This is a genomic window from Sphingobium sp. HDIP04 (assembly GCF_000445085.1).
Classification (GTDB): domain Bacteria; phylum Pseudomonadota; class Alphaproteobacteria; order Sphingomonadales; family Sphingomonadaceae; genus Sphingobium; species Sphingobium indicum.
In genome coordinates, this window is record NZ_ATDO01000069.1 from 16,858 (window position 1) to 38,389 (window position 21,532).

General features: G+C 66.2%; 24 protein-coding genes. 10 read left to right on the forward strand and 14 right to left on the reverse strand.

The features are described 5' to 3' along the window. Window positions 1–7 precede the first annotated feature (7 nt). A complete protein-coding gene (locus L286_RS31575; protein ID WP_013039287.1) occupies window positions 8–304 on the forward strand; it encodes a PilZ domain-containing protein in 297 nt (98 codons plus the stop codon). Window positions 305–317: 13 nt separating this feature from the next. Here the strand turns inward: L286_RS31575 and L286_RS48910 are convergent, their stop codons facing one another. From L286_RS48910 to L286_RS31585, 3 genes are read right to left on the reverse strand one after another with little or no spacing between them, the layout of a single operon-like run. After that, window positions 318–473, reverse strand: a complete 156-nt coding sequence (locus L286_RS48910) for a hypothetical protein (protein WP_007687627.1) — start codon at window positions 471–473, stop codon at window positions 318–320. A gap of 15 nt (window positions 474–488) precedes the next feature. Continuing rightward, window positions 489–1,202, reverse strand: a complete 714-nt coding sequence (locus L286_RS31580; protein ID WP_007687628.1) for a hypothetical protein — start codon at window positions 1,200–1,202, stop codon at window positions 489–491. Between the two features lie 4 nt (window positions 1,203–1,206). Then, window positions 1,207–2,418 carry a toxic anion resistance protein gene (locus L286_RS31585; protein WP_013039288.1) on the reverse strand — a complete coding sequence of 404 codons (1,212 nt, stop codon included), beginning with the start codon at window positions 2,416–2,418 and terminating at the stop codon, window positions 1,207–1,209. A 126-nt stretch (window positions 2,419–2,544) separates the two neighbouring features. Between L286_RS31585 and L286_RS31590 the strand changes: the two genes are divergently transcribed. The 3 genes from L286_RS31590 to typA all read left to right on the forward strand — a co-directional run bounded on the left by L286_RS31590 (window position 2,545) and on the right by typA (window position 6,551). After that, entirely contained in the window at window positions 2,545–2,907 is a 363-nt protein-coding gene (locus L286_RS31590; protein ID WP_020818622.1) for a DUF485 domain-containing protein, read from the forward strand. Beyond that, on the forward strand, window positions 2,904–4,610 hold the full coding sequence (locus L286_RS31595) for a cation acetate symporter (RefSeq protein WP_020818621.1): 1,707 nt from the start codon (window positions 2,904–2,906) through the stop codon (window positions 4,608–4,610). Before L286_RS31590 ends, L286_RS31595 begins: the two co-directional genes overlap by 4 nt. 120 nt (window positions 4,611–4,730) lie before the next feature. Next, the gene (typA, locus tag L286_RS31600) at window positions 4,731–6,551 is read left to right on the forward strand and encodes a translational GTPase TypA (RefSeq protein WP_020818620.1); all 1,821 of its coding nucleotides are present in this window, start codon (window positions 4,731–4,733) and stop codon (window positions 6,549–6,551) included. A gap of 141 nt (window positions 6,552–6,692) precedes the next feature. Here typA and L286_RS31605 read toward each other — a convergent pair whose 3' ends face one another. The 3 genes from L286_RS31605 to L286_RS31615 all read right to left on the reverse strand — a co-directional run bounded on the left by L286_RS31605 (window position 6,693) and on the right by L286_RS31615 (window position 9,406). After that, window positions 6,693–7,766, reverse strand: a complete 1,074-nt coding sequence (locus L286_RS31605; RefSeq protein WP_020818619.1) for a M48 family metallopeptidase — start codon at window positions 7,764–7,766, stop codon at window positions 6,693–6,695. Between the two features lie 5 nt (window positions 7,767–7,771). Continuing rightward, window positions 7,772–8,848, reverse strand: a complete 1,077-nt coding sequence (locus L286_RS31610) for a YjgN family protein (RefSeq protein WP_007687640.1) — start codon at window positions 8,846–8,848, stop codon at window positions 7,772–7,774. A gap of 120 nt (window positions 8,849–8,968) precedes the next feature. After that, window positions 8,969–9,406 carry an ExbD/TolR family protein gene (locus tag L286_RS31615; protein ID WP_020818618.1) on the reverse strand — a complete coding sequence of 146 codons (438 nt, stop codon included), beginning with the start codon at window positions 9,404–9,406 and terminating at the stop codon, window positions 8,969–8,971. Window positions 9,407–9,579: 173 nt separating this feature from the next. Between L286_RS31615 and thrS the strand changes: the two genes are divergently transcribed. Together thrS and infC are read left to right on the forward strand one after the other, a co-directional pair. Beyond that, window positions 9,580–11,577: a threonine--tRNA ligase gene (gene thrS / locus L286_RS31620; RefSeq protein WP_020818617.1), complete on the forward strand. Its 1,998-nt coding sequence runs from the start codon at window positions 9,580–9,582 to the stop codon at window positions 11,575–11,577. 126 nt (window positions 11,578–11,703) lie between these two features. Further along, on the forward strand, window positions 11,704–12,237 hold the full coding sequence (gene infC, locus L286_RS31625) for a translation initiation factor IF-3 (protein WP_013039295.1): 534 nt from the start codon (window positions 11,704–11,706) through the stop codon (window positions 12,235–12,237). A 211-nt stretch (window positions 12,238–12,448) separates the two neighbouring features. Here infC and L286_RS31630 read toward each other — a convergent pair whose 3' ends face one another. The 4 genes from L286_RS31630 to gluQRS all read right to left on the reverse strand — a co-directional run bounded on the left by L286_RS31630 (window position 12,449) and on the right by gluQRS (window position 15,227). Beyond that, window positions 12,449–13,324: a GGDEF domain-containing protein gene (locus L286_RS31630; protein WP_007687644.1), complete on the reverse strand. Its 876-nt coding sequence runs from the start codon at window positions 13,322–13,324 to the stop codon at window positions 12,449–12,451. A 201-nt stretch (window positions 13,325–13,525) separates the two neighbouring features. Further along, the gene (locus L286_RS31635) at window positions 13,526–14,095 is read right to left on the reverse strand and encodes a cob(I)yrinic acid a,c-diamide adenosyltransferase (RefSeq protein WP_025160634.1); all 570 of its coding nucleotides are present in this window, start codon (window positions 14,093–14,095) and stop codon (window positions 13,526–13,528) included. A 13-nt stretch (window positions 14,096–14,108) separates the two neighbouring features. Further along, window positions 14,109–14,342 (reverse strand): twin transmembrane helix small protein, encoded by a 234-nt coding sequence (locus tag L286_RS31640; protein WP_020818615.1) that lies wholly within the window; start codon window positions 14,340–14,342, stop codon window positions 14,109–14,111. 9 nt (window positions 14,343–14,351) lie between these two features. Then, complete coding sequence (gene gluQRS / locus L286_RS31645; protein WP_073507135.1) at window positions 14,352–15,227, reverse strand: tRNA glutamyl-Q(34) synthetase GluQRS; 876 nt, start codon at window positions 15,225–15,227, stop codon at window positions 14,352–14,354. Window positions 15,228–15,351: 124 nt separating this feature from the next. Here gluQRS and L286_RS31650 point away from each other — a divergent pair, with 124 nt between their 5' ends. Then, entirely contained in the window at window positions 15,352–15,918 is a 567-nt protein-coding gene (locus L286_RS31650; RefSeq protein WP_007687648.1) for an HNH endonuclease, read from the forward strand. 57 nt (window positions 15,919–15,975) lie between these two features. Here the strand turns inward: L286_RS31650 and L286_RS31655 are convergent, their stop codons facing one another. Next, window positions 15,976–16,713, reverse strand: coding sequence for a Crp/Fnr family transcriptional regulator (locus L286_RS31655; RefSeq protein ID WP_025160496.1), 738 nt, complete (start codon window positions 16,711–16,713; stop codon window positions 15,976–15,978). Between the two features lie 205 nt (window positions 16,714–16,918). On the opposite strand from L286_RS31655, the gene murA reads away from it, so the two are divergent. Next, entirely contained in the window at window positions 16,919–18,202 is a 1,284-nt protein-coding gene (gene murA / locus L286_RS31660; RefSeq protein WP_020818614.1) for a UDP-N-acetylglucosamine 1-carboxyvinyltransferase, read from the forward strand. Beyond that, window positions 18,195–19,718, forward strand: coding sequence for a sensor histidine kinase (locus tag L286_RS31665; RefSeq protein WP_020818613.1), 1,524 nt, complete (start codon window positions 18,195–18,197; stop codon window positions 19,716–19,718). Before murA ends, L286_RS31665 begins: the two co-directional genes overlap by 8 nt. On the opposite strand, the gene L286_RS31670 is transcribed toward L286_RS31665, so the two are convergent. The 3 genes from L286_RS31670 to L286_RS31680 all read right to left on the reverse strand — a co-directional run bounded on the left by L286_RS31670 (window position 19,663) and on the right by L286_RS31680 (window position 21,018). Beyond that, window positions 19,663–20,100 (reverse strand): response regulator, encoded by a 438-nt coding sequence (locus L286_RS31670; protein WP_020818612.1) that lies wholly within the window; start codon window positions 20,098–20,100, stop codon window positions 19,663–19,665. The two genes, L286_RS31665 and L286_RS31670, sit on opposite strands and share 56 nt — an antisense overlap. A 72-nt stretch (window positions 20,101–20,172) precedes the next feature. Continuing rightward, window positions 20,173–20,400 carry a hypothetical protein gene (locus tag L286_RS31675; RefSeq protein ID WP_007687658.1) on the reverse strand — a complete coding sequence of 76 codons (228 nt, stop codon included), beginning with the start codon at window positions 20,398–20,400 and terminating at the stop codon, window positions 20,173–20,175. Continuing rightward, a complete protein-coding gene (locus tag L286_RS31680; RefSeq protein WP_013039300.1) occupies window positions 20,401–21,018 on the reverse strand; it encodes a DNA-3-methyladenine glycosylase family protein in 618 nt (205 codons plus the stop codon). It abuts the gene before it with no gap. 77 nt (window positions 21,019–21,095) lie between these two features. Between L286_RS31680 and L286_RS31685 the strand changes: the two genes are divergently transcribed. Then, window positions 21,096–21,413: a 2Fe-2S iron-sulfur cluster-binding protein gene (locus tag L286_RS31685; protein ID WP_007687660.1), complete on the forward strand. Its 318-nt coding sequence runs from the start codon at window positions 21,096–21,098 to the stop codon at window positions 21,411–21,413. Window positions 21,414–21,532: the final 119 nt, after the last annotated feature.

The window sequence follows — 21,532 nt, forward strand, 5'->3', positions numbered from 1 at the left end:
CCGGGATATGACTGATCTGACTGGCGCCGGGGAAAGGCGGCTCGAACCGCGCCGCAAGATGTTCGGGCCGGTGGCGCTGCGTTTCGGCGGCATGGCGGCCAGGGCCCATTTTCTGGACCTGTCCTGCTGGGGCGCGCTGGCCTATTGCGAAACGCCGCCGGGGCAGGGCGCCTATCTCGTCGTCGAAGCGCTGGGCGTGCAGGCCAGCGCCCGCGTCATCTGGGCAAACGGCAAGCGTTTCGGCATCCAGTTCAGCCAGCCCCTGACCCAGGAGGCGATGGACGCGTGGATAGAAGGCGCCTGAACTTCCGGTTCCGTCAGCCCTTCCGCCGCCACCTCCGAAAGAAGGACATGCCCAGCAATCCGCCGCCGACCAGCGCCGCGATAGCCCCTCCGGCGCTTGCCAGCGCCCAGGCGCCGGCCGCCAGCAGGCCTGTCAGGAAATCGACGATGATCAGCGTCAGATGGATCATCGGCGTAGGAAGGCGTCAATCCTGCCCAAGTTCCTTCGCTTCCTGATATTTGAGTTCCAGAAAGCGGTTCTGCACCGCCAGCTTGTCGAGGTCGCCGCTCGCCAGATTTTCGCTCATCCGCGCGATTTCGGCGTCGATCACGCCCAGCCCGTCGATCAACTGCCGTTCGGGAACGCGCCCATTGCGCTCCTCCCGCCGAAGCGGCTCGGGAATGGATCGGTAGCCGGTGACGAGTTCGGGCAGGTGATCGGCCAGCAATTTGCGGATTTCCTGCGCCGCCGGGTCCTGCTCGCCCAGCCGTTCGAGTTGCGGCGCCAGAGCTTCCAGCTTGACGCCGATGCTGTCGACCAGCGTGACGGCGGGCGCGGGCAGCGCCTTGCGCTGGTTTTCCAGCCAGATTTCGGTTTGCAGGGGCAGGGCGGTGAGCGCGGTGTCCGCCAGCGCCTCCGTCCGCACCCTTTTCTCGCCGGGCAGCATGGCGACCAGCAGCACGGCCGCCAGCATGACCCCGAGCGCGATCATCACCCCGGTCGTGCCCAGCGGGGTCACGAAACCCGCCACCGCGCTGGCGACCAGGACCGCAACCACCGCCCAGAAGGCATGTTTGACCTTCCGCATCAGCGCCGCGTTGCGCCGCTGCCGGGCGCGCGCCGACAGGCTCTGCCCGCGCTCGCTGTGGCGGCGGAGGACGGCCTCCGCATCGGCCAGCACGCGGTCGGAACGGCCCATTCCCTTACGCCTCGATGGAACTCAGCAGCGGATTGTCGGCCCGCGCCTGGCTCGCCGCCTGCGCCTGTCCTTCGGCGCGGGCGATATAGCCCTTGGACTTTTCCACCTCGTTCGACAGCGTGTTCACCGTCGTCTTCATATTCTCCAGCGCCTTCAGCTTGAACGCATCGATATTGTCCATCGTGTCGTAGATATTCTGGAAGGCGCGTTGCAGCGTCTCGATGGGAATGGTGCTGGACGCGGCCTGCTCGTGGATCTGCGCCGTCTGGTTCTTCAGCATCTCGCCGGTCGAATCGATCATGTTCGCGGTCGTCGTGTTGAGCGCGGTGATCTGCTCCAGCACCAGGCGTTGCCCGACCAGCGCCTGCGCCACGGTCACGGCGGTGCGCAGCGCGGCGACGGTCGTGGTGCTCGCGCGGTCCACGCCCTTCACCAGCTCCACATTGTTCTTCTTGACCAGGTCCAGCGCCAGATAGCCCTGCACCGTCACCGCCATCTGCGTCAGCAGGTCCTGCGTGCGCTGGCGGATGTAGAAGAGGGCGCTCTCCCGGATCGCCTTGGCCTTGGCCGGATCGGTCGAATCCAGTTCCAGCGCCTTCGCCTCCAGCCGGGCGTCCAGCGTCTTGGAGATGTGGATCATCTGCTCCAGGCGGCCCATCGTGGCCCACATATTCTGCCGCTCGACATCGATGGCGGCATTGTCCTTGATCAGCACGTCCTTGCCGCTGGCGAGGGAGCCCAGGATCGAATTGATATGGCTCTGCGCGCTCTTGTAGCTGTCGAAATAATCGCGCATCCGATTGCCGAAGGGGATCAGGCCGAACAGCTTTTTCGGCGCGGTAAGGCTGCCGCGCTTGCCCGGATCGAGATCCTCGATGGTGCGGCGCAGTTCCGCCAGGTCGACCCCGACCTTGTTGTCGCTGTCCATCGCCCGCACCGGCCGGTCGAGGAAGCGGTTGCTGTGCCCGGCCGCCTCCGCGATTTCCTTGCGCCCCATATTCGTAAGCTGGTCGACCCGCTGGCCGAATTCGGGCGAATTGGCGTCCTGCGCCACCAGATCGTCGATGAAGGCATCGACCTTCTCGTCCAGCTTCGAGCGTTTCTCCTCGTCCAGCGGCACCAGCCCTGCCGCCTTTTCAGGCGCGACCGGCGGCACCGGATCGGGCGGGGTCAGGTTCAGCGTGTCAGCGGCGGCGGTCGGCGCGGTCGAAGCCATGTCATCTCCCAGGGGCGAGGGGGGGTCGAACTGTTATATGCGTATAGAACAGTTGGCCCGCAAGTCCATGATGCGAGCTTTAAACCCTCACCCCTTGCCATTGCAATCGCCCGGCGCCCGGTTAGCATGGCGCAAGGCACGAAGGAGGGCGCATTGAACGACGGACCGGACGAACAGAGGATCGCAGCCGTGGCGGCCGATCCGCGCTATGCCCGGCTGGTGGCGCGGCGGGCGCGGCTCGGCTGGCTGCTGTCCGCCGTCATCTTCTTCGCTTTCGTCGGCTATCTGCTGCTGGTCGCTTTCGACAAGGCGCTGCTGGGCATGCCGATCGGCCAGGGCGTGACCTCGATCGGCATTCCGCTTGGCCTTGGCCTCATCCTGCTCGCCATCGCGCTGACCGGCGCTTATGTGGCCCATGCCAACCGCCATCATGACGCCCAGATGGCCGCGCTCCTGATCGACCACGGCTTCCAGGACCGCGCCGCATGACGGCGTGGCTTGCCGCGCTCGCCGCCGCTTCCATCGCCCTTCTCCCGCTCCCCGCGCTCGCGGCGGCGCTGGAGGGGGAGGCGCAGCGCCAGCCCGTCAACTGGGTCGCGATCCTGATGTTCGTCGCCTTTGTCGGGCTGACGCTCTGGATCACCAAGGCGGCTGCGGCGCGCACCCGCACCGCGTCCGACTTCTACACGGCGGGCGGCGGGATCAGCGGTTTCCAGAACGGCCTCGCCATGGCGGGCGACTATATGTCGGCCGCTTCCTTCCTCGGCATCTCGGCGCAGATCTTCAACGACGGCTATGATGGCCTCATCTACTCCACCGGCTTTCTGGTGGGCTGGCCGATCCTGCTGTTCCTGATGGCGGAACGGCTGCGCAACCTCGGCCGCTTCACCTTCGCCGACGTCGCCTCCTACCGCTTCGCCCAGCCGCCGGTGCGCAGCTTCGCGGCGGTCAGCACCTTGCTGGTCGTCAGCTTCTACCTGATCGCGCAGATGGTCGGGGCGGGGCAGCTCATCAAGCTGCTGTTCGGCCTGCCCTATGCCGTGGCGGTGGTGATCGTCGGCGCGCTGATGATGCTTTATGTGCTGTTCGGCGGCATGCGCGCCACCACCTGGGTGCAGATCATCAAGGCGGTGCTGCTGCTGGGCGGCGCCAGCTTCATGGCGCTGATGGTGCTGGCGCATATGGGCTTCTCGCTCGAGACGCTTTTCGCCCGCGCGGTGGAGGTGAAGACGCAGGCTGCCCTTGCCGATGGCGCGACAGCGGCCGAAGCGGCCGAACGGGGCCGGTCCATCATGGCGCCGGGCAATTTCATCAAGGACCCCGTGTCCGCCATTTCCTTTGGCCTCGCGCTGATGCTCGGCACTGCGGGCCTGCCGCACATATTGATGCGCTTCTTCACCGTTCCCGATGCAAAGGAGGCGCGCAAGTCGGTGCTGTGGGCGACCGGCTGGATCGGCTATTTCTATATTCTCACCTTCATCATCGGCTTCGGCGCCATCGTGCTGGTGGGGACGGAGGGCAGCTATCTGGACGGGCAGGGCGCGTTGCGGGGCGGCGGGAACATGGCGGCGATCCATCTGGCCCATGCGATTGGCGGCAACGCCTTTCTGGGCTTCATTTCGGCGGTGGCCTTCGCGACCATCCTCGCCGTGGTGGCGGGGCTGACGCTCTCTGCGGCGTCGGCGGTCAGCCACGATCTCTACGCCACGGTCTTCAAGCATGGCCAGGCGAGTTCGGCGGACGAACTGCGCGTGTCGCGGCTGACCACGCTGGCGCTGGGCGCGCTGGCGGTGCTGCTGGGGCTGCTGTTCGAAAAGCAGAATGTCGCCTTCATGGTCAGCCTGGCCTTCGCGCTGGCCGCGTCGGGCAATTTCCCGGTGCTGATCCTCTCGCTGCTCTGGAGCGGATGCACCACGCGGGGCGCGGCCTGGGGCGGGACCATCGGCCTGCTGACCGCCTTCGTGCTGACGCTGCTGTCGCCCGCCGTGTGGACGACCACCTTCAACCTCGGCCCCGCGCCCTTCCCCTACAGTTCCGCGGCGATCTTCTCCGTCCCGGCGGGCTTCCTCTCGATCTGGCTGATCTCTTTGCTCGACCGCTCGCCCCGCGCGGCGGTGGACAAGGCGGGCTATCCGGCGCAGCGGGTGCGGGCGGAAACCGGGATCGGCGCCTTCGCGGCATCCGACCACTGAGCCTTTCTCCAGCCGACGCGCCGCCCTTGCCGCAGCGCGTCATTTCCTGTAGGGGCGCGCCCGATAGTCCTGAGCAGGCGCGGTGCCCGCCGGGAAACCTTAAATCCCGAAGGCAGTTGCATGTCCCTGCGTAATATCGCGATCATCGCGCACGTCGACCATGGCAAGACCACGCTCGTCGACCAGCTTTTCCGCCAGTCCGGCACCTTCCGCGACAACCAGCGAGTCGAGGAACGGGCGATGGACTCCAACGACCTGGAAAAGGAACGCGGCATCACCATCCTGGCGAAGCCCACCTCGGTCGAATGGAACGGCACGCGCATCAACATCGTCGACACGCCCGGCCACGCCGACTTCGGCGGCGAGGTGGAGCGGATCCTGTCCATGGTCGACGGCGTGATCCTGCTGGTCGATTCGTCGGAAGGCGCGATGCCGCAGACCAAGTTCGTGACCGGCAAAGCGCTGGCCCTGGGTCTTCGCCCCATCGTCGTCGTCAACAAGATCGACCGCCCGGACGAGCGCATCCAGGAAGTGCTGGACGAGGTGTTCGACCTGTTCGTGACGCTGGACGCCACGGACGAGCAGCTCGACTTCCCGGTCCTCTATGCGTCGGGCCGCAACGGCTATGCCAATGAAGACCCGTCGCTGCGTTCGGGCACGCTGGAGCCGCTGTTCCAGAAGATCGTCGCCCATGTGCCGCCCCCGGCGCTGGACGTGGACGCGCCGTTCAGCTTCCTGGTGACGCTGCTCGACCGCGACAATTTCCTGGGCCGCATCCTCACCGGCCGCGTCAATTCCGGCACGCTCAAGGTCAACCAGCCGATCCACGCCATCGACGCCGACGGCAATGTGCTGGAAACCGGCCGCGCGTCGAAGATCCTGTCCTTCCGGGGGCTTGACCGGGTGCCGGTGGAAGAGGCGAAGGCGGGCGACATCATCAGCCTTGCCGGCCTGACCGTCGCGACCGTGGCCAACACCATCGCCGACCCGTCCGTCACCACCGCGATCCAGGCCCAGCCGATCGATCCGCCGACCCTGTCTATGCGCTTTGCCGTCAATGACTCGCCGATGGCGGGCCGCGAAGGCAGCAAGGTGACGAGCCGCATGATCCGCGACCGCCTGATGCGCGAAGCGGAATCCAACGTCGCGATCAAGGTGACGGAATCGGCCGACAAGGACAGTTTCGAAGTCGCCGGTCGCGGCGAACTGCAGCTTGGCGTGCTGATCGAGACGATGCGCCGCGAGGGCTTCGAACTCGGCATTTCCCGCCCCCGCGTGCTGTTCGGCGAGGATGAGAACGGCAACAGGACCGAGCCTTATGAAACCGTCGTCATCGACGTGGACGATGAATTTTCCAGCACGGTCGTCGACAAGATGAACCAGCGCAAGGCGGAAATGACCGACATGCGCCCGTCGGGCGGCGGCAAGACCCGCATCACCTTCTCCGCGCCCTCGCGCGGCCTGATCGGCTATCATGGCGAATTCCTGTCCGACACGCGCGGCACCGGCATCATGAACCGGCTGTTCGAGAAATATGGCCCGCACAAGGGCAATATCGAAGGGCGCAAGAACGGCGTGCTGATCTCCAACGGCGCGGGCGAGGCTGTCGCCTACGCCCTCGGCCCGCTGGAGGAACGCGGCGTGCTGATGGTCGGCGTGGGCGAGGCGCTCTACGAAGGCATGATCATCGGCCAGAACGCCAAGCCGGAAGACCTGGAGGTCAACCCGATGAAGTCCAAGGCGCTGACCAACTTCCGCGCCAGCGGCAAGGATGACAGCATCCGCCTGACCCCGCCCTGGAAGATGACGCTGGAACAGGCCATCGCCTATATCGACGACGATGAGATGGTCGAGGTGACGCCCAAGAACATCCGCCTGCGCAAGCGCTATCTCGATCCCAATGAACGCAAGCGCATGTCGCGGGCCAAGGCTGCCGCCTGATCGTTGGAGGTATGAAAAAGGGGCCGGGTCGCGAGACGCCGGCCCCTTTTCATGGGAGGCCGGCAACGATGCCAGCCATGCGATTCCTTGTTTTCCGCGATTTCTTGAACAGCGATTGGTTCCGATCGCTTGGAAATCGCTCTAAAAGGATCGCCCCCAGAATTTGGCGACCTTCGGATCGCTGGCGCAGGAGGTTCGCAGCGCCTGCCATTGCGCCTGATCCAGCGCCGGGCGATAGGCCGCGCCCGGCTTCACGGCAGCGGTAAAACGGCGGCGGCGTTCGGCGGAGAGAGGATGGGAGGAAAGCCAGCTCATCGCCCGCGCCTCCCGTCCTTCCTCCTTGCCGCCGATCCGTTCGAAGAAGGCGGCGGTCGCGGCAGGCGAAATCCCGGCGGCGCGCATCTGCTCGATGGCGACGCCGTCCGCAGCGGTTTCCGCGCCCCGGCCATAGCTCAGCGACAGCACGCCGTTCAGATAATTGCCCGCATTGCCCCCCGCGCCGCCCAGCACGACGCTGAGGCCTAGCTGGCGGATGAGGCCCGTCATCGTGTCGTGGTGGCGCACATGGCCCAGTTCATGGCCCAGCACGCCCGCGACTTCATCGGCGGACTTGGCCTGCTGGATCAGCCCGTCGAACAGGATGATACGCCCCCCTGGCAATGTCACCGCGTTCACCATCGGAATGTTGGCGAGCGCTATGTCGCGGGCCTCGCCGTCGGGGTCGACTTGCGCCGCCAGCCGCCTGAGCGCGGCGTCGCCCGCCGGCGTGCGGCAGAATCGGCCGCCGAAATCGCCCACCATGGCGTCGCCCATCCGGTTCTCCCAGCTTTGCGGGACGAGCGGGGCGACGACGGCGGGCGCTTCGAGCGCGCCCCAGACGATGAGCGCGGCGGCGATGGTGAATATCCCCGCCGCCGGCCACAGGCCGAAGCGGTCGATCCAGCGGCCATAGCGTTCGCCCTTCGGCAGATGGGCGGCGATGTCGGGAGGCGCTTCGCCGGAAAAGCCCAGGCGCCAGCCGGGCACCGCCTTATGCCCATAGGCCGAACGGTCGTCGTGCAGGCCGATGACGGTAAGGTCGCTCCAGTCGGCGGGCAGGCCCGTCCAGCCGCTTTCCGGCTCCTCCAGCACGAACCCGGCCCCGGCGGGACGAAGCAGGACGTTGCGCCGCACCGCCGTCACGCCGTCATAATGCCAGAGCCGGAAGTCCGACATGCCGTTCAGAAAGCGCCGACGTCCAGCGCGTCGAGCAGTCCCTCGCCATGGCGGCTGGTCTTCGTCTGCGATTGGGTGAGTTCATCGGTATAGATGGTGCCGGTCGCGCCCATATGGGTGACAAAGAATTTCCAGTGCCGATATTGCAGGAAGATCGCCCCGATGCCGATCGTGCAGACCACCAGCGCAACGTCGCCCAGGAACAGCAATATCCAGTCCTTGGTCCGGGCGTAGAAATGGAAGTCGAGGCCGGTGAGCGACAGTCCCTCCACCGCTTCCCGGAAGAAGCTGGCGTAGAAGGCGAGAGCGATGAGGCCGAGACCGAGATAGAAGACCAGCACGAATCCGATCACGCCCAGGATCGCGCCGGCCATTTGCGATCCGGCGCCTCCCTGCCCCGGAAAGCCCAGCATCGCCGCCATTGCCGCGCCGCCCACGAACAGCAGGATCGGCAGCAGGTAGAAGAGGAGGAAGCGCTTGAAGGTCGGGCCATGATCGCCCGCCGCTTCGAAGGCGTGCGGGCCGAAGCTCATCTTGTTCCAGCGCTCGTTCCACAGCGACATCATCGACCAGGGGATGAGCAGGCCGAGAGCCATGCTGCCCACGGCCGACTTCCACATATAGGAAATGCCGTAGCCGAAGCCCTGATCGTCGCTGCCGCCCCGGATGCCGTGCCACCATGTCCGGCTCAGGCGGTAGCGCAGCGCGCGGAAGCGGGCGAGGCCGACCATGTAGAAGATCGTCACGAACGCCGCCAGCGTCAGTATCGCGGCGATGCCCCCATGCCCCTGGAGGACGAGGGCCTGCGCGCCGAATTGCAGGAAGAGGAACGGCAGGCCGATCAGCGCCAGCACCATCAGGAAGCCCAGGAACAGCTCCTTGCCCGTTCCCGTCCATTCCAGCCTGTCGTCGATGAAGCGCGTGTTCGCCCAGAGATAGCGTCGCGTGCGCGTCGTCGCCCAGAAGCGGTATATGCCCAGCGTGACGATCGTCAGCAGCAGGTTGGTGAAGGCGATGGGCGCATAGTCGCGCCAATTGCCCTCGAAAGCGAAGCCGTCGCCGCCAATGCGTTCCTGATCCATGAATGCCCCCTTTGTCCCCGGCGGCAGAAGACTATGCCGGGGACCGTCGGTCAAGGGGTTTCGTGACCGTGCCGGACGCTATCCCGCTGAAATGGCGGGGATTGCTCTTTTTACGCTCGATCAGAAGCGGGCATATCGTTCATTGCCGACAAAGCCGAGCTTCGTCACGCCTGCCCGGCGGATGTCGGCCAGCACTTCATCCACCGTCACGTAACGCGCTCCGGCATCGGGCTGGAACTGGAGTTCCGGTTCAGCAGGCAGGCGCAGCGAGGCGGCGAGATATTGGCGGAGGGTCAGCCGGTCGACGGCCTCGCCGTTCCAGCGGACGGTGCCGTCGGCGTCGATGCCGACCCTGTTCTTGACGGCGTCGACCGGCGGCGGGGTCAGCTCCCTGGGGGTCTGCGGCAGGTCGACGCCGACGCTGTGCGTCTGGAGCGGGATCGTGATGATGAACATGATCAGCAGCACCAGCATCACGTCGATCAGCGGCGTGCTGTTCATGTCCGACATCGGCGTTTCCCCGTCGCCCGGCCGGGGTCTTGCGAAGCTCAAGGCCATATGCGTCCCTCCCATGGGAATAATGATATAACAGCACATACATCATGCGCTGACCGCGATGCGCTGGCAAGAGGGCTTCTATTGACAGGGCGGGCGGCCCATTTATGGGGAAGGCGCGGCTTTTTCCGGCTGCGCGATCCGCCATTTCAACAGAAAGATCCTCCGTGTCCGCCATGCTCAAGATCACCCTGCCCGACGGTTCCGTGCGTGAAGTCGCGCCCGGCACTACCCCGGCGGACATTGCGGCGGCGATCGGGCCGGGGCTGGCCAAGGCGGCCATCGCGGCGCGGGTCGATGGCGAGCTGCGCGACATCATGCGGCCGCTGGAGGCCGATGCGCAACTGGCGCTGGTGACGTCGCGGGATGAGGCGGACGCGCTGGAACTGGCGCGGCACGACTTCGCCCATGTGCTGGCCGAAGCGGTGCAGGCGCTGTTTCCGGGAACGCAGATCACCTTCGGCCCGGCGACGGACGACGGCTTCTATTATGACTTCGCGCCCCCCCTCGTCGAAGGAAAGCCGCGGCCCTTCACGGAGGAAGACCTGCCCGCCATCGAGGCGAAGATGCGGGAGATCATCGCCGCCGACAAGCCGCTGCGCCGCGAGGTGTGGAAGCGCGAGGACCTGATCGCTCGCTGGCGGGCCGGGGGCGAGACCTTCAAGGCCGAATGGGCTGCCGAACTGCCCGAGGGCGAGGAACTGACCGTCTATTGGTCGGGCGGCGACTGGCTCGACATGTGCCGGGGACCGCATCTGGCCTCGACGGGCAAGCTCGATCCGGCGGCGTTCAAGCTGACCCGCGTGTCGGGCGCCTATTGGCGCGGCGACCAGAAGAACGCGATGCTGAGCCGCATATACGGCACCGGCTGGCTCAACCGGAAGCAGCTCGACGCGCACCTCACGCGGCTGGAGGAAGCGGCCAGGCGCGACCATCGCAAGCTGGGCGCGGAGATGGACCTGTTCCACCTCCAGCAGGAGGCGCATGGATCGGTCTTCTGGCACCCCAAGGGCTATATCATCTGGCGGGCGCTGGAGGCCTATATGCGCCGCGCCATCGACGATGCGGGCTATCGCGAGGTGAAGACGCCGCAGGTCATGGACGCCCGCCAGTGGGAGCAGTCCGGCCACTGGGGCAAATATCGCGAAAATATGTTCGTCATCCCCGACGAGGTGCCCAATGTCGAGGATGAAGGGCCGCTGGTGTCGGACGATGCCGACTGGATGGCGCTCAAGCCCATGAACTGCCCGGCGCATGTCCTGATCTTCCGCCAGGGGATCAAGAGCTATCGCGACCTGCCGCTGCGCTTCTACGAAAATGGCTGCTGCCACCGCAACGAGCCGCATGGCGCGCTGCACGGGCTGATGCGCGTGCGCCAGTTCACGCAGGACGACGCGCATATCTTCTGCCGCGAAGACCAGATCGTGGAGGAAGTGCGGGCCTTCTGCGCGCTGGCGGACCGCATCTACAAGGATTTCGGCTTCACCTATTCGATCAAGCTGGCCCTGCGTCCCGAAAAGCGCTTCGGCAGCGATGCGATGTGGGATCAGGCGGAAAACGAACTGCGCGACGCGGTGGCGGCGGCGGGCCTCGACACGCCCGAATATGGCTGGGAGGAGCTGCCGGGCGAGGGCGCCTTCTATGCGCCGAAGCTGGAATGGCATCTGACCGATGCGATCGGGCGGACCTGGCAGGTAGGCACGATCCAGTCGGACCGGGTGCTGCCGGAGCGACTCGACGCGTCCTATGTCGGCGAGGATGGCGAGCGGCACCGGCCGGTGATGCTGCATCGGGCGATCTTCGGTTCCTACGAGCGGTTCATCGGCATCCTCATCGAACATTATGCGGGCCGTTTCCCGCTCTGGCTGGCGCCGGTGCAGGCGGTGGTGGCGACCATCGTGTCCGATGCGGACGGCTATGCAAGCGAGGTGGCGGAAAAGCTGCGCGCCGCGGGAATCCGGGCGGAAACCGACCTCCGCAACGAGAAGATCAACTACAAGGTGCGCGAACACAGCCTGGCCAAAGTGCCCAATCTGCTGGTCGTCGGCCGGCGGGAGGCGGACGAGGGCACGGTGGCCCTGCGCGAGCTTGGCAAGGAGGGGCAGAACGTCCTTTCTGTCGACGACGTCATCGCCCGTCTTGCAAAAGAGGCGCGGGCGCCCGATATGCGGTGAGGCAGCAATGCCACATGGGGCCGGTAAATCCGCGTTGCGGACTTGCCGCCCCTTTCGGCTTTGCGCTAAAGGGCCGCCAGAGTCGATCGATCAACTACCATAGGAGAAGCCACTATACGTCCCCCAATGATGCGCCGTCCCATGGCGCCGCCGCCGAAGTCCGGTCCCCGTTACAACGAGTTCATCAACGTGCCAAAGGTGCGCGTGATCGATGACGAAGGCGAAAATCTGGGCGTGATGTATACGCAGGAAGCGATAGAGCGCGCCTATGAGATCGGGCTGGACCTGGTCGAGGTGTCGCCCAACGCCGATCCGCCGGTGTGCAAGTTCCTGGACATCGGCAAGTACAAGTACGAGGCGCAGAAGAAGGCGAACCTCGCCCGCAAGACCCAGAGGACGCAGGAGATCAAGGAGATCAAGATGCGTCCGAACATCGACGATCACGACTATGATACGAAGATGAAGAAGGTCCATGATTTCATCGGCGAGGGCGACAAGGTGAAGATCACCCTGCGTTTCCGCGGCCGTGAATTGTCGCACCAGCAGCTTGGCATGCAACTGCTCCAGCGCGTGGCGGAGAATGTGGGCGAGATCGCGAAGGTCGAAGCCTATCCGCGCATGGAGGGCCGCCAGATGCTGATGGTGCTGGCGCCGAAATAAGGCCGCCGATTTTTAGACGAGCTTTGTCGATCGGTCCTGATCCTCCCCATCGAAAGATGGGGAGGGGGACCGGCCGAAGGCTGGCGGAAGGGAGCGCCGCAGGCCCTTGCGCGAACTGCAAGGCCGGGCCTCATCCGGCTAAGCCGCCGAGCATCGACGCGGATGTCGCGCCGCATTTCATCCTTCGTTCCCAAACGGGACTGTCGCCGACTCAGCCGTAAACCGGCGTGGAGGGCCGTTCCGCCCGCTGGATGCGGTCGCGGCCCGACTTCTTGGCGCGGTAGAGCGCCTCGTCGGCCTGGCCGATGGCCGCCATCACCGGCCCACCCCGCCATGCGCATAGCCCTGCGGAAAAGGTGATCGGCTGGTCGCTCACCATGCCGACAGGCTCCCGCCGCATCCGTTCCGCGATGCGCGCCAGCGACCAGCTCGCCTCATCCTCTATCGCGTCCTGATAGAAGATCGCGAATTCCTCGCCGCCCCAGCGGGCGATGATGTCGATGCGGCGGGTCTGCGACGACAGGCGAGAGGCGAAATCGGCCAGCACGCGGTCGCCCTCGTCATGGCCCAGCATATCGTTGACCTGCTTGAAATGGTCGAGATCGATGATCGCGATGCAGCCCCTGCGCCTGGCGAGCGGCAGCGCGTCGAGCTGCGCCAGGAAGCCGCGCCGGTTGGCGATGCCGGTCAGCGCATCCTCATTGGCGGCGATGTTCAGTTCGTCGATCCGCTCCCGCGTCGCGACGGCGGCTCCGCGCACCCCATGGAAAAGCCTGGAAATAATGTCCCCCACTTCCGGCAGGGTCGGCCCGCCGCGTTTGCGGGCGGACTGCTCGGCCGGGTCCAGCGCGTCCGCCAGCGCGTGGATCGGGTCCAGCAAGGCGCCGATGCCGATCAGCGCTCCGGCTGCGCCCGCCATGGTCGCCAGGGCGAGGACGATGAATTCCGCCCAGGCGATCCGCCCCGTCGCCGCGCCCCAGACGATATAGCCCAGCAGCGGCAGGTGGGTGGTCAGGAAGCAGAGGGTGAAGAGGCGAAACCGCAGCGAGCGGGGAAAGATGAAGGATGTCGCGAGGTAGAATTGCATCCCGTGGCCCTGTCATTGCAATCGGGGCAAAATTGGCACGGCGCGTAAAGAGGGGATGAAGGAAGAGGGTTAACGCCCGGCTCAAGGACGAACCGTGCCGTGCATGAGTCGAACGGTTGGAGCGTCATGCGGAAAAGCCGGTCCGGCAGCCTGTCGGAGGGCAGGATCGCTCTCCGCCGCAAGGGATGCTCTGAGGCTGCTTCAGCGGGACGCGCCCGGCACCCATTTCACATCGCCCGCGCCATTGCCGTTCAGGCGCCGGGCCAGCACGAACAGCAGGTCGGACAGGCGGTTGAGATAGGCCAGCGCGTGCGGATTGAGCGCGACCTCGGCCGCCGCCGCGGTGGCGGATCGTTCGGCGCGACGGGTGACGGCGCGGGCCAGGTGCACGGCCGCGGCCGCCGCCGACCCGCCGGGCAGGACGAAGCTGTCCAGCGGCGCCAGGTCCGCGTTCATGACATCGATCTGCCGCTCCAGCCGCTCGACCTGGAGGGCGACGATCCGCAGCGCCCAGGGTTCGTCCTCTCCGTCCGGGATGGGCGTGGCAAGGTCGGCGCCCAGGTCGAACAGGTCGTTCTGGACCGTCGTCAGCCAGCCCGCCTCCAGACTGTCGCCGATGGCGATGACGGCAAGCCCGATGGCGCTGTTCGCTTCGTCGACATCGCCCACCGCCTGCATGCGCGGGGCATGCTTGGGCAGGCGCGAGCCGTCGACCAGCCCGGTGGTTCCCCCGTCCCCGGTGCGGGTGTAGATCTTGTTCAGCTTCACCATGCCGGGCGGCGCATCAGCCATTGCCCTTCATCAGCAGCAACAGCGCGACGATGATCACCGCCACCGCCTGGAACAGGATGCGGTTCATCATCATCCTGTTCTGCTTCAGGCTGGACGGGCTGGGTCCGTCCTCGGGCGAGTTCAGCTGTTCCTTGGTCATCTGAAGAAAGGCGACGATCCCCCGGATCAATGCGAACAGGGTGGCGCCCATGGCCAGGATCAGGGCGATGACGAGCAGCGTGTTCATGCGCTGAATCTAGGCGCTGGCCAGCGAAATGCCAATCGGAAAGCGCGCATGGCGCAGATCGTCGGCCAGGCGCCGGGGGTCCACGCCCTCCGCCCGCAGATCGGCAAGCGCGATCGACCCGTCCCGCTTGGCCAGCCGCCTGCCGTCCGGCCCGGCCAGCAGCGGATGATGGACATAAAGGGGGGACGGCAGGCCAAGCAGCGCCTGGACCAGCCGGTGGATGTCGGTCGCGCTCCGCAGGTCGTCGCCGCGCAGCACATGGGTCACGCCCATCGCCGCATCGTCCAGCGTGCAGGAGAGATGATAGCTGGCGGGCGCGTCCTTGCGCGCCAGCACGACGTCGCCGGCGGCAAGCGGCTCGGCGCGGACGGGCGACGCCGCGTCGTCGGCGGGCGGGAAGGGCAGGGCGCGCCAATGCAGCGGCCCGGCCTGCGCGACCGCGCGCGCCATGTCGATCCGCCAGGCATGCGGCTCCCCCGCCGCGATCCGCCTTGCCCGCGCCGCTTCGTCCAGCCGCCGGCATGTGCCGGGATAGACCGGCCCCTCCGGCCCATGCGGGGCGGCGGCGCTGGCGGCGATGTCGGCGCGGGTGCAGAAACAGGGATAGAGCAGGCCCATCGCCTCCAGCCGCTCCAGCGCGGCCCGGTAGCGGTCCAGCCGCGCCGACTGGAAGACGATCTCCCCGTCCCAGGCGATGCCCAGCCAGCGCATGTCCTCGACGATGCCGTCGACATGCTCCGGCCGGCTGCGGGTGCCGTCTATGTCCTCGATCCGCAGGCGGAAGGAACCGCCCCGCGCATGGGCCAGGTCCATCGCCAGCAGCGCCGACCAGGCGTGCCCCACATGCAACCTACCCGTGGGGCTTGGGGCGAAGCGAGTCACCATATGCTGTGGCTGTGCCGATTGAGTCATACAGGCCCTTGACGGAGTGGGGGTGTTAATGCTGTCATGCCGGCGTCACGTTTCTGAACGATCAGGGCGGTGGCGAAAGGGGGTTGAAGGGTAATATATGTACCATCCCGACCTGATACGACATCCGGAAAACTGTCCGGCTTTGGTGCTGAATGCGGACTACACGCCTTTAAGCTATTATCCACTGAGCCTCTGGCCCTGGCAAACCGCCATCAAGGCGGTTTTTTTGGATCGGGTGGACATCGTCGCCAGCTATGAGCGGCAGGTGCACAGCCCCAGCCTTCGGATGCAGATCCCATCGGTGATCGCGCTGAAGCAATATGTGAAGCCGTCGGAACATCCCGCCTTCACCCGGTTCAACCTGTTCCTGCGCGACAAGTTCGCCTGCCAATATTGCGGCTCCCCGAACGACCTGACCTTCGACCATGTCATTCCGCGCCGCGCCGGCGGGCGGACGACCTGGGAAAATGTCGCGACGGCCTGCTCGCCCTGCAACCTCAAGAAGGGCGGCCGCACGCCGAAGGAGGCGCATATGCAATTGCACGTGACGCCGATCCGCCCGACGAGCTGGCAGTTGCAGGAACATGGCCGGGCCTTCCCGCCCAACTATCTGCACGAAAGCTGGCACGACTGGCTTTACTGGGACGTGGAACTGCTGGCTTGAAATCCTGGGCGGGGGGGGACCGCATGCTCCCGCCCGCGCGGGAACAGGCCGCGTCCCTCATTCCATTCCCGGCAGCCAGTCCAGGTCCATATCCTTGTGCCGGTTGGTGTAATGGCCGATCTCCTCCAGCCGCGCCATGTCGCGCAGGGTGATCCGCCCATTGGCCCGGCTGATCAGCCCTTCCTGCTCCATCTGCCGGATCATCCGGTTCACATGGACGGAGGTGAGGCCGATGGCGTCGCCGATCTCCTCCTGCGTCAGCTTGAGGTCGAAGCTGTCGGTGATGCTGTCGTCCGTCACCCGCAGGCGATCGAATATGTCCAGCAGGAAGGACGCCACCCGCGCCTTGGCCGAAGTCCGCCCCAATGAGGCGAGCCGGTCGGTCAGCGCGACGCGCTCCGCATTGGACAGCAGGAACAGCAGCGCCGCGACGCGGGGATATTCCTCCAGCAGGCGGCGCAGCGCATGCTTGTCGAACGGGCAGATGATCGCGTCCGACAGAGCCACCAGCGATTCCGGGGCCCGGCTGTAGATCGTGCTGGCCGATCCGATGAAATCGCCGGGAAAATAGACGCGCAGGATCTGCCTGCTGCCGTCGGGCAGGATGACGAAGCTCATCACCCGCCCTTCGCGCAGGACGAACAGTTCGGTCACCATCTCGTTGACGCGCTGGATCATCGCGCCGCGCCTCACCTTGCGGGGATTTTCCTCCAGCCTCGTAAGCGCCTTCTTCTCCGCATCGGACAGGGGCACATGCTTCGCCAACCTGTCCGCGAAACAACTTGTTGCCACCAAAAACACCTTTTTGCTTGCATTGTCGTTACGATGGCAAAACGCCCCATGCGTCTTTTGGCTGCATTTCCGCAAACTGCACTAAACTCGATCAATAATGGGCGGGCGAACGCACAAATGTTTCAAGGGCGCGCAGAAACGCGCCCATGAACGGACAGCCGCGCCGCACGCCTTGCGGAAACCGGAATTAACGTTAAGAACCCAGCCGATGGACCGCATTCACATCCGCGGCGGCAAAGCGTTGAACGGCCGCCTTCCCATTTCCGGCGCGAAGAACGCCGCGCTGACCCTGCTGCCCTGCGCGCTGCTGACCGACGAGCCGGTGACGCTGCGCAACCTGCCGCGCCTGGCGGACGTGGACAGCTTCGGCCACCTGCTGAACCAGCTTGGCGTGTCGACCATGGTGGAGGGCGCCCGGCCGGAGGATTTCGGCCGCGTCATGACCATGCGGGCAGGCCGCGTCACCTCTACCGAGGCCCCCTATGACATCGTGCGCAAGATGCGGGCGTCGATCCTGGTGCTCGGCCCGCTGCTCGCCCGCGCGGGCGAGGCGCGGGTGTCGCTGCCCGGCGGCTGCGCCATCGGCAACCGGCCCATCGACCTGCACCTGAAGGCGCTGGAGGCGTTCGGCGCGGTCATAGAGATCAACGCCGGCTATGTCCGCGCCAGTTCGCCGGACGGGGGCCTGCCGGGCGGCATCTACACCTTCCCGGTGGTGTCGGTCGGCGCGACGGAAAATGCGCTGATGGCCGCCGTGCTGGCCAAGGGCACCTGCACCCTGGAAAATGCCGCGCGGGAGCCGGAGATCGTCGACCTCTGCAAGCTGCTGATCGCCATGGGCGCGGACATAGAGGGCGTGGGTTCCGACAAGCTCGTCATCCACGGCCGCGACCGGCTGCACGGCGCGACCTACAGCGTCATGCCCGACCGGATCGAGGCGGGCAGCTATGCCTGCGCTGCCGCGATCACCGGCGGGTCGCTGGAACTGGCGGGCGCCTGCGCCGACGACATGCACGCCATCCTGGCCGCGCTGCGCGACGCCGGGGTCCATGTCGAGGAACTGAGGGACGGCATCAGGGTGTCGGCGGACGGCCGGCTGCGCCCGCTCACCATCTCGACCGCGCCTTTCCCGGCCTTCCCGACCGACATGCAGGCGCAGTTCATGGCGATGCTGACGCTGGCCGACGGCGCATCGGTGCTGACGGAGACGATCTTCGAAAACCGCTACATGCACGTGCCCGAACTGGCCCGCATGGGGGCGGACATCGGCGTCAACGGCCGCACGGCGGTGGTGCGCGGGGTCAACCGGCTGGTCGGCGCGCCCGTCATGGCGACCGACCTGCGCGCCTCGATGAGCCTGATCCTCGCCGGACTGGCGGCGGAGGGGGAGACCCAGGTCAACCGCGTCTATCATCTCGACCGCGGCTATGAACGGCTGGAGGAGAAGCTCTCCGCCGTCGGCGCGGACATAGAGCGCGTCAGCGATGGCTGAAGGACGCGGGCTCGAGACGGACCGCGCGGCGCTGCTGGCGCGCTACGATCTCGATACCGGGGGTTTCGACACGCTCGACCAGATCACCGCCTTCGCCGCCGCGCTGTGCGAAGCGCCCATCGCCCTGGTCAGCGTCGTCGAGGACGAACGCCAGCGTTTCCTCGCCCGCAACGGCCTGGATGTGGAAGAAACCCCCCGCGACATATCCTTCTGCGCCCATGCCATGCAGGGTCCGGAAATCTTCGTGGTGTCCGACGCGACGCGGAACCCCGATTTTCGCGACAACGCCCTCGTCACGGGGGCGCCCTTCATCCGTTTCTACGCCGGTGCGCCGCTGATCGACGGCGAAGGGGCGTCGCTGGGCGCTCTCTGCGTCATCGACGACAAGCCGCGCGACGACCTGACGGATCTTCAGCACCAGGGGCTTTCCCTGCTCGCCCGCCAGGTCATGGTGGAACTGGAGGGCCGCCGCCGCGACCGCGACGTGATCGCCCGGCAGCAAAGGGATGCGCAGGCGGTGGCGGAAAGCGACCGCATGTTCCGGACCCTGGCCGACACCATGCCGCAAATGGTCTGGTCGACGCTGCCGGACGGCTATCATGATTATTACAATGCCCGCTGGTATGAATTCACCGGCGTTCCCGCGGGATCGACCGATGGCGAGGGATGGAACGGCATGTTCCATCCGGACGATCAGGAACGCGCCTGGGGGCGCTGGCGCCATTCGCTGGAAACCGGCGAACCCTATGAGATCGAATATCGGCTGCGCCATCATGGCGGCGATTATCGCTGGACATTGGGCCGCGCCCTGCCGATCCGGGACGAACATGGGGCGATCGTGCGCTGGATCGGCACCTGCACCGACATCAACGACCAGATCGCCATGGTGGAGGAGCGGGAGGTCATCGCCCATGAACTCTCCCACCGGATCAAGAACATATTTTCGGTGATTTCCGGGCTGATCGGCCTGTCGGCGCGCCAGCATCCGGAAATCCGCGCCGTCGCCGACGACCTGCGCGACCGCATCATGGCGCTGGGGCGCGCCCATGATTTCGTGCGGCCCCACGGCCCCAATTCGCAGCCGGACAAGGGCGAGGGGCGGCTCTGGGGCATATTGGAACAGATTTTCGCTCCCTATCGCGACGCACTGGGTCCGCGCATCCATTTTTCCGGCGACAATCCCGAAATCGACGACCGCTCGGCCACGCCGCTGGCGCTGCTGTTCCATGAACTGGCGACCAACGCCGCCAAATATGGCGCGCTCTCCCTGCCCGACGGGCGGGTGAAGATGGAGGTGAAGGACGAGGACGGCCAGATCCGCATCGACTGGCGGGAGGAGGGCGGTCCGTCGACCGTCCCCCCGACCGGCGAGGGTTTCGGCAGCCGCCTGATGCAGCTCAGCGTCGAACGGCAACTGGGCGGCCGCATGACCCGTGACTGGCGGCCCCAGGGCCTCAGCCTCAGCCTCTGGATTCCAGCGCGCTCCATGAGCCGGACGCCGGCAGGAAAGGGGTGAAGCCGGCGATTTCGGCGGCTTCCAGTTCGGGCCGGTCGGTGGCGGCCAGCTGCAGCGTCTCGGCGATGCTGCGGGCGCGGAAAGGCTTGGTGATGACGCCGAGCGCGGCGGCGGAGGCGGCGCCGATCTGCGCCGGATTGGCCGTCACATAGATGACGCGGATGCCATATTGGCTGGCCAGTTCGACGCCGATGCCCGGCCCGGTCGGGCCGTCGCGCAGGTTGAGGTCGACCAGGGCGATGTCGCAATCATAGGCCGCGTCGAGCGCCGCCTGGCGATCCGCCGCGATGGCGCCGACGGTAAAGCCCGCGTCCTCCACGATATGCTCGATTTCCAGCGCGACGAAAATCTCGTCTTCTACGATCAGAACCTTTTTGCTCATTCCAACGTCCAGGCAACCGGAGGCGTAAAATGCGCAAATCGCCGGGCGGTTCCCCAAGGCGCTGAAATTTTTTCAGGCGCCGTCGGGCGGCACGCTGGTCCAGAGCGTTTCGAACGCGGTGCCCCGCATCAGCAGCACGGAGGCGGGATAGCCCGCGCCGCTGGCCTTGCGGGCGGTGTCGGTGGCGTTTTGCACCGCCGCCTCCCGCGTCGCGAAGGGGCCGTAATAGCGGTTGTCGAGGTTGATCTTCCACACGCCCTCATGTTCCAGGACGATGTAGCGGGCATGGGGCAGGGGCACTTACAAGACCTCCGTATTATAATGGTGCCAGGCCATGATCGCCGCCGCGCCGCGATGGGGGCGCCAGCGTTCGGCCAGCTCGCGCGTCAGCTTCTCGCCGGGCCGTTCGGGCAGGCCCAATATCCGCCCGATCTCGATCTGCACCGCCAGGTCTCCCGCCGGCCAGACATCCGGCCGCCCTTCCGCGAACAGCAGGTAGATTTCCGCCGACCAGCGCCCGATCCCCTTGATCCGCACCAGTTGCGCGATGGCTTCCTCATCGTCCTGGGGCAGGTCGTGCAGGTCGATGCCGCCGCTCACTACCAGTTCCGCCAGGCTGCGGGCATAGCCCTGCTTCTGCCGCGACAGGCCGCAGGCGCGCAGCGCGTCGAAATCGCGGGAGAGCAGGGCGTCCGGCGCGCAGCCCGCGCCCAGTTCCGTCTCCAGCCTGCGCCAGACGGCGGCGGCCGCGGCGACGCTCACCTGCTGGCCGACGATGGTGCGCAGCAGGGTTTCGTAGCCCGGTTCGCGCATGCGGGGCAGGGGATAGCCGACCCGGCCGATCGCCGCGGCGAAACCCGGCTCCATGGCGGCGATGACGTCCAGGCTGGCCCGCAACTCTTCCGCTGTATTCACCATCAATTGTCGCCCGGCCCTTGATTTCCCGTCGCCCGTCCGACATGAGCGGCGGGAAAAGATATGAGGGATCTGGGTACATGGCGAAACTGATCGTGGTCAACCGTTCGGGCGAAGAACAGGCGGTGGAGGCGCAGAGCGGCCTTTCCGTGATGGAGATCATCCGCGACAACGGCTTTGACGAACTGCTGGCGCTGTGCGGCGGCTGCTGCTCCTGCGCGACCTGCCATGTCTTCGTCGACCCGGCCTTCGCCGACAGCCTGCCCGCGATCAGCGAAGACGAGAACGACCTGCTCGACAGTTCCGACCATCGCAACGAGACCAGCCGCCTGTCCTGCCAGTTGCAGTTCAGCGATTCGCTGGACGGCTTGCGCGTGACGATCGCCCCGGAAGACTGAGTTCGGCCTCCAACATATTCCCCTCCCGCAGGCGGGAGGGGCTAGGGGTGGGCGCGAGCAAAGCGAGCTTCCGACTTAACCGTTGCAAAACAACGCGCATGTCGCGCCAGCCCACCCCC

What these genes read in the sequence shown, in the direction of transcription:
- gluQRS (WP_073507135.1), bottom strand. Translation starts at nt 15,227, where the DNA reads ATGGTGACTCGCTTCGCCCCAAGCCCCACGGGTAGGTTGCATGTGGGG.
- L286_RS31670 (WP_020818612.1), bottom strand. Translation starts at nt 20,100, where the DNA reads ATGAGCAAAAAGGTTCTGATCGTAGAAGACGAGATTTTCGTCGCGCTG.
- L286_RS31605 (WP_020818619.1), bottom strand. Translation starts at nt 7,766, where the DNA reads ATGTCGGACTTCCGGCTCTGGCATTATGACGGCGTGACGGCGGTGCGG.
- L286_RS31580 (WP_007687628.1), bottom strand. Translation starts at nt 1,202, where the DNA reads ATGGGCCGTTCCGACCGCGTGCTGGCCGATGCGGAGGCCGTCCTCCGC.
- L286_RS31685 (WP_007687660.1), top strand. Translation starts at nt 21,096, where the DNA reads ATGGCGAAACTGATCGTGGTCAACCGTTCGGGCGAAGAACAGGCGGTG.
- L286_RS31630 (WP_007687644.1), bottom strand. Translation starts at nt 13,324, where the DNA reads ATGCAATTCTACCTCGCGACATCCTTCATCTTTCCCCGCTCGCTGCGG.
- L286_RS31635 (WP_025160634.1), bottom strand. Translation starts at nt 14,095, where the DNA reads ATGGTGAAGCTGAACAAGATCTACACCCGCACCGGGGACGGGGGAACC.
- L286_RS31595 (WP_020818621.1), top strand. Translation starts at nt 2,904, where the DNA reads ATGACGGCGTGGCTTGCCGCGCTCGCCGCCGCTTCCATCGCCCTTCTC.
- L286_RS31650 (WP_007687648.1), top strand. Translation starts at nt 15,352, where the DNA reads ATGTACCATCCCGACCTGATACGACATCCGGAAAACTGTCCGGCTTTG.
- L286_RS31575 (WP_013039287.1), top strand. Translation starts at nt 8, where the DNA reads ATGACTGATCTGACTGGCGCCGGGGAAAGGCGGCTCGAACCGCGCCGC.
- infC (WP_013039295.1), top strand. Translation starts at nt 11,704, where the DNA reads ATGATGCGCCGTCCCATGGCGCCGCCGCCGAAGTCCGGTCCCCGTTAC.
- typA (WP_020818620.1), top strand. Translation starts at nt 4,731, where the DNA reads ATGTCCCTGCGTAATATCGCGATCATCGCGCACGTCGACCATGGCAAG.
- L286_RS48910 (WP_007687627.1), bottom strand. Translation starts at nt 473, where the DNA reads ATGATCCATCTGACGCTGATCATCGTCGATTTCCTGACAGGCCTGCTG.
- thrS (WP_020818617.1), top strand. Translation starts at nt 9,580, where the DNA reads ATGCTCAAGATCACCCTGCCCGACGGTTCCGTGCGTGAAGTCGCGCCC.
- L286_RS31615 (WP_020818618.1), bottom strand. Translation starts at nt 9,406, where the DNA reads ATGGCCTTGAGCTTCGCAAGACCCCGGCCGGGCGACGGGGAAACGCCG.
- L286_RS31640 (WP_020818615.1), bottom strand. Translation starts at nt 14,342, where the DNA reads ATGAACACGCTGCTCGTCATCGCCCTGATCCTGGCCATGGGCGCCACC.
- L286_RS31665 (WP_020818613.1), top strand. Translation starts at nt 18,195, where the DNA reads ATGGCTGAAGGACGCGGGCTCGAGACGGACCGCGCGGCGCTGCTGGCG.
- L286_RS31610 (WP_007687640.1), bottom strand. Translation starts at nt 8,848, where the DNA reads ATGGATCAGGAACGCATTGGCGGCGACGGCTTCGCTTTCGAGGGCAAT.
- L286_RS31590 (WP_020818622.1), top strand. Translation starts at nt 2,545, where the DNA reads ATGGCGCAAGGCACGAAGGAGGGCGCATTGAACGACGGACCGGACGAA.
- L286_RS31585 (WP_013039288.1), bottom strand. Translation starts at nt 2,418, where the DNA reads ATGGCTTCGACCGCGCCGACCGCCGCCGCTGACACGCTGAACCTGACC.
- L286_RS31680 (WP_013039300.1), bottom strand. Translation starts at nt 21,018, where the DNA reads ATGGTGAATACAGCGGAAGAGTTGCGGGCCAGCCTGGACGTCATCGCC.
- murA (WP_020818614.1), top strand. Translation starts at nt 16,919, where the DNA reads ATGGACCGCATTCACATCCGCGGCGGCAAAGCGTTGAACGGCCGCCTT.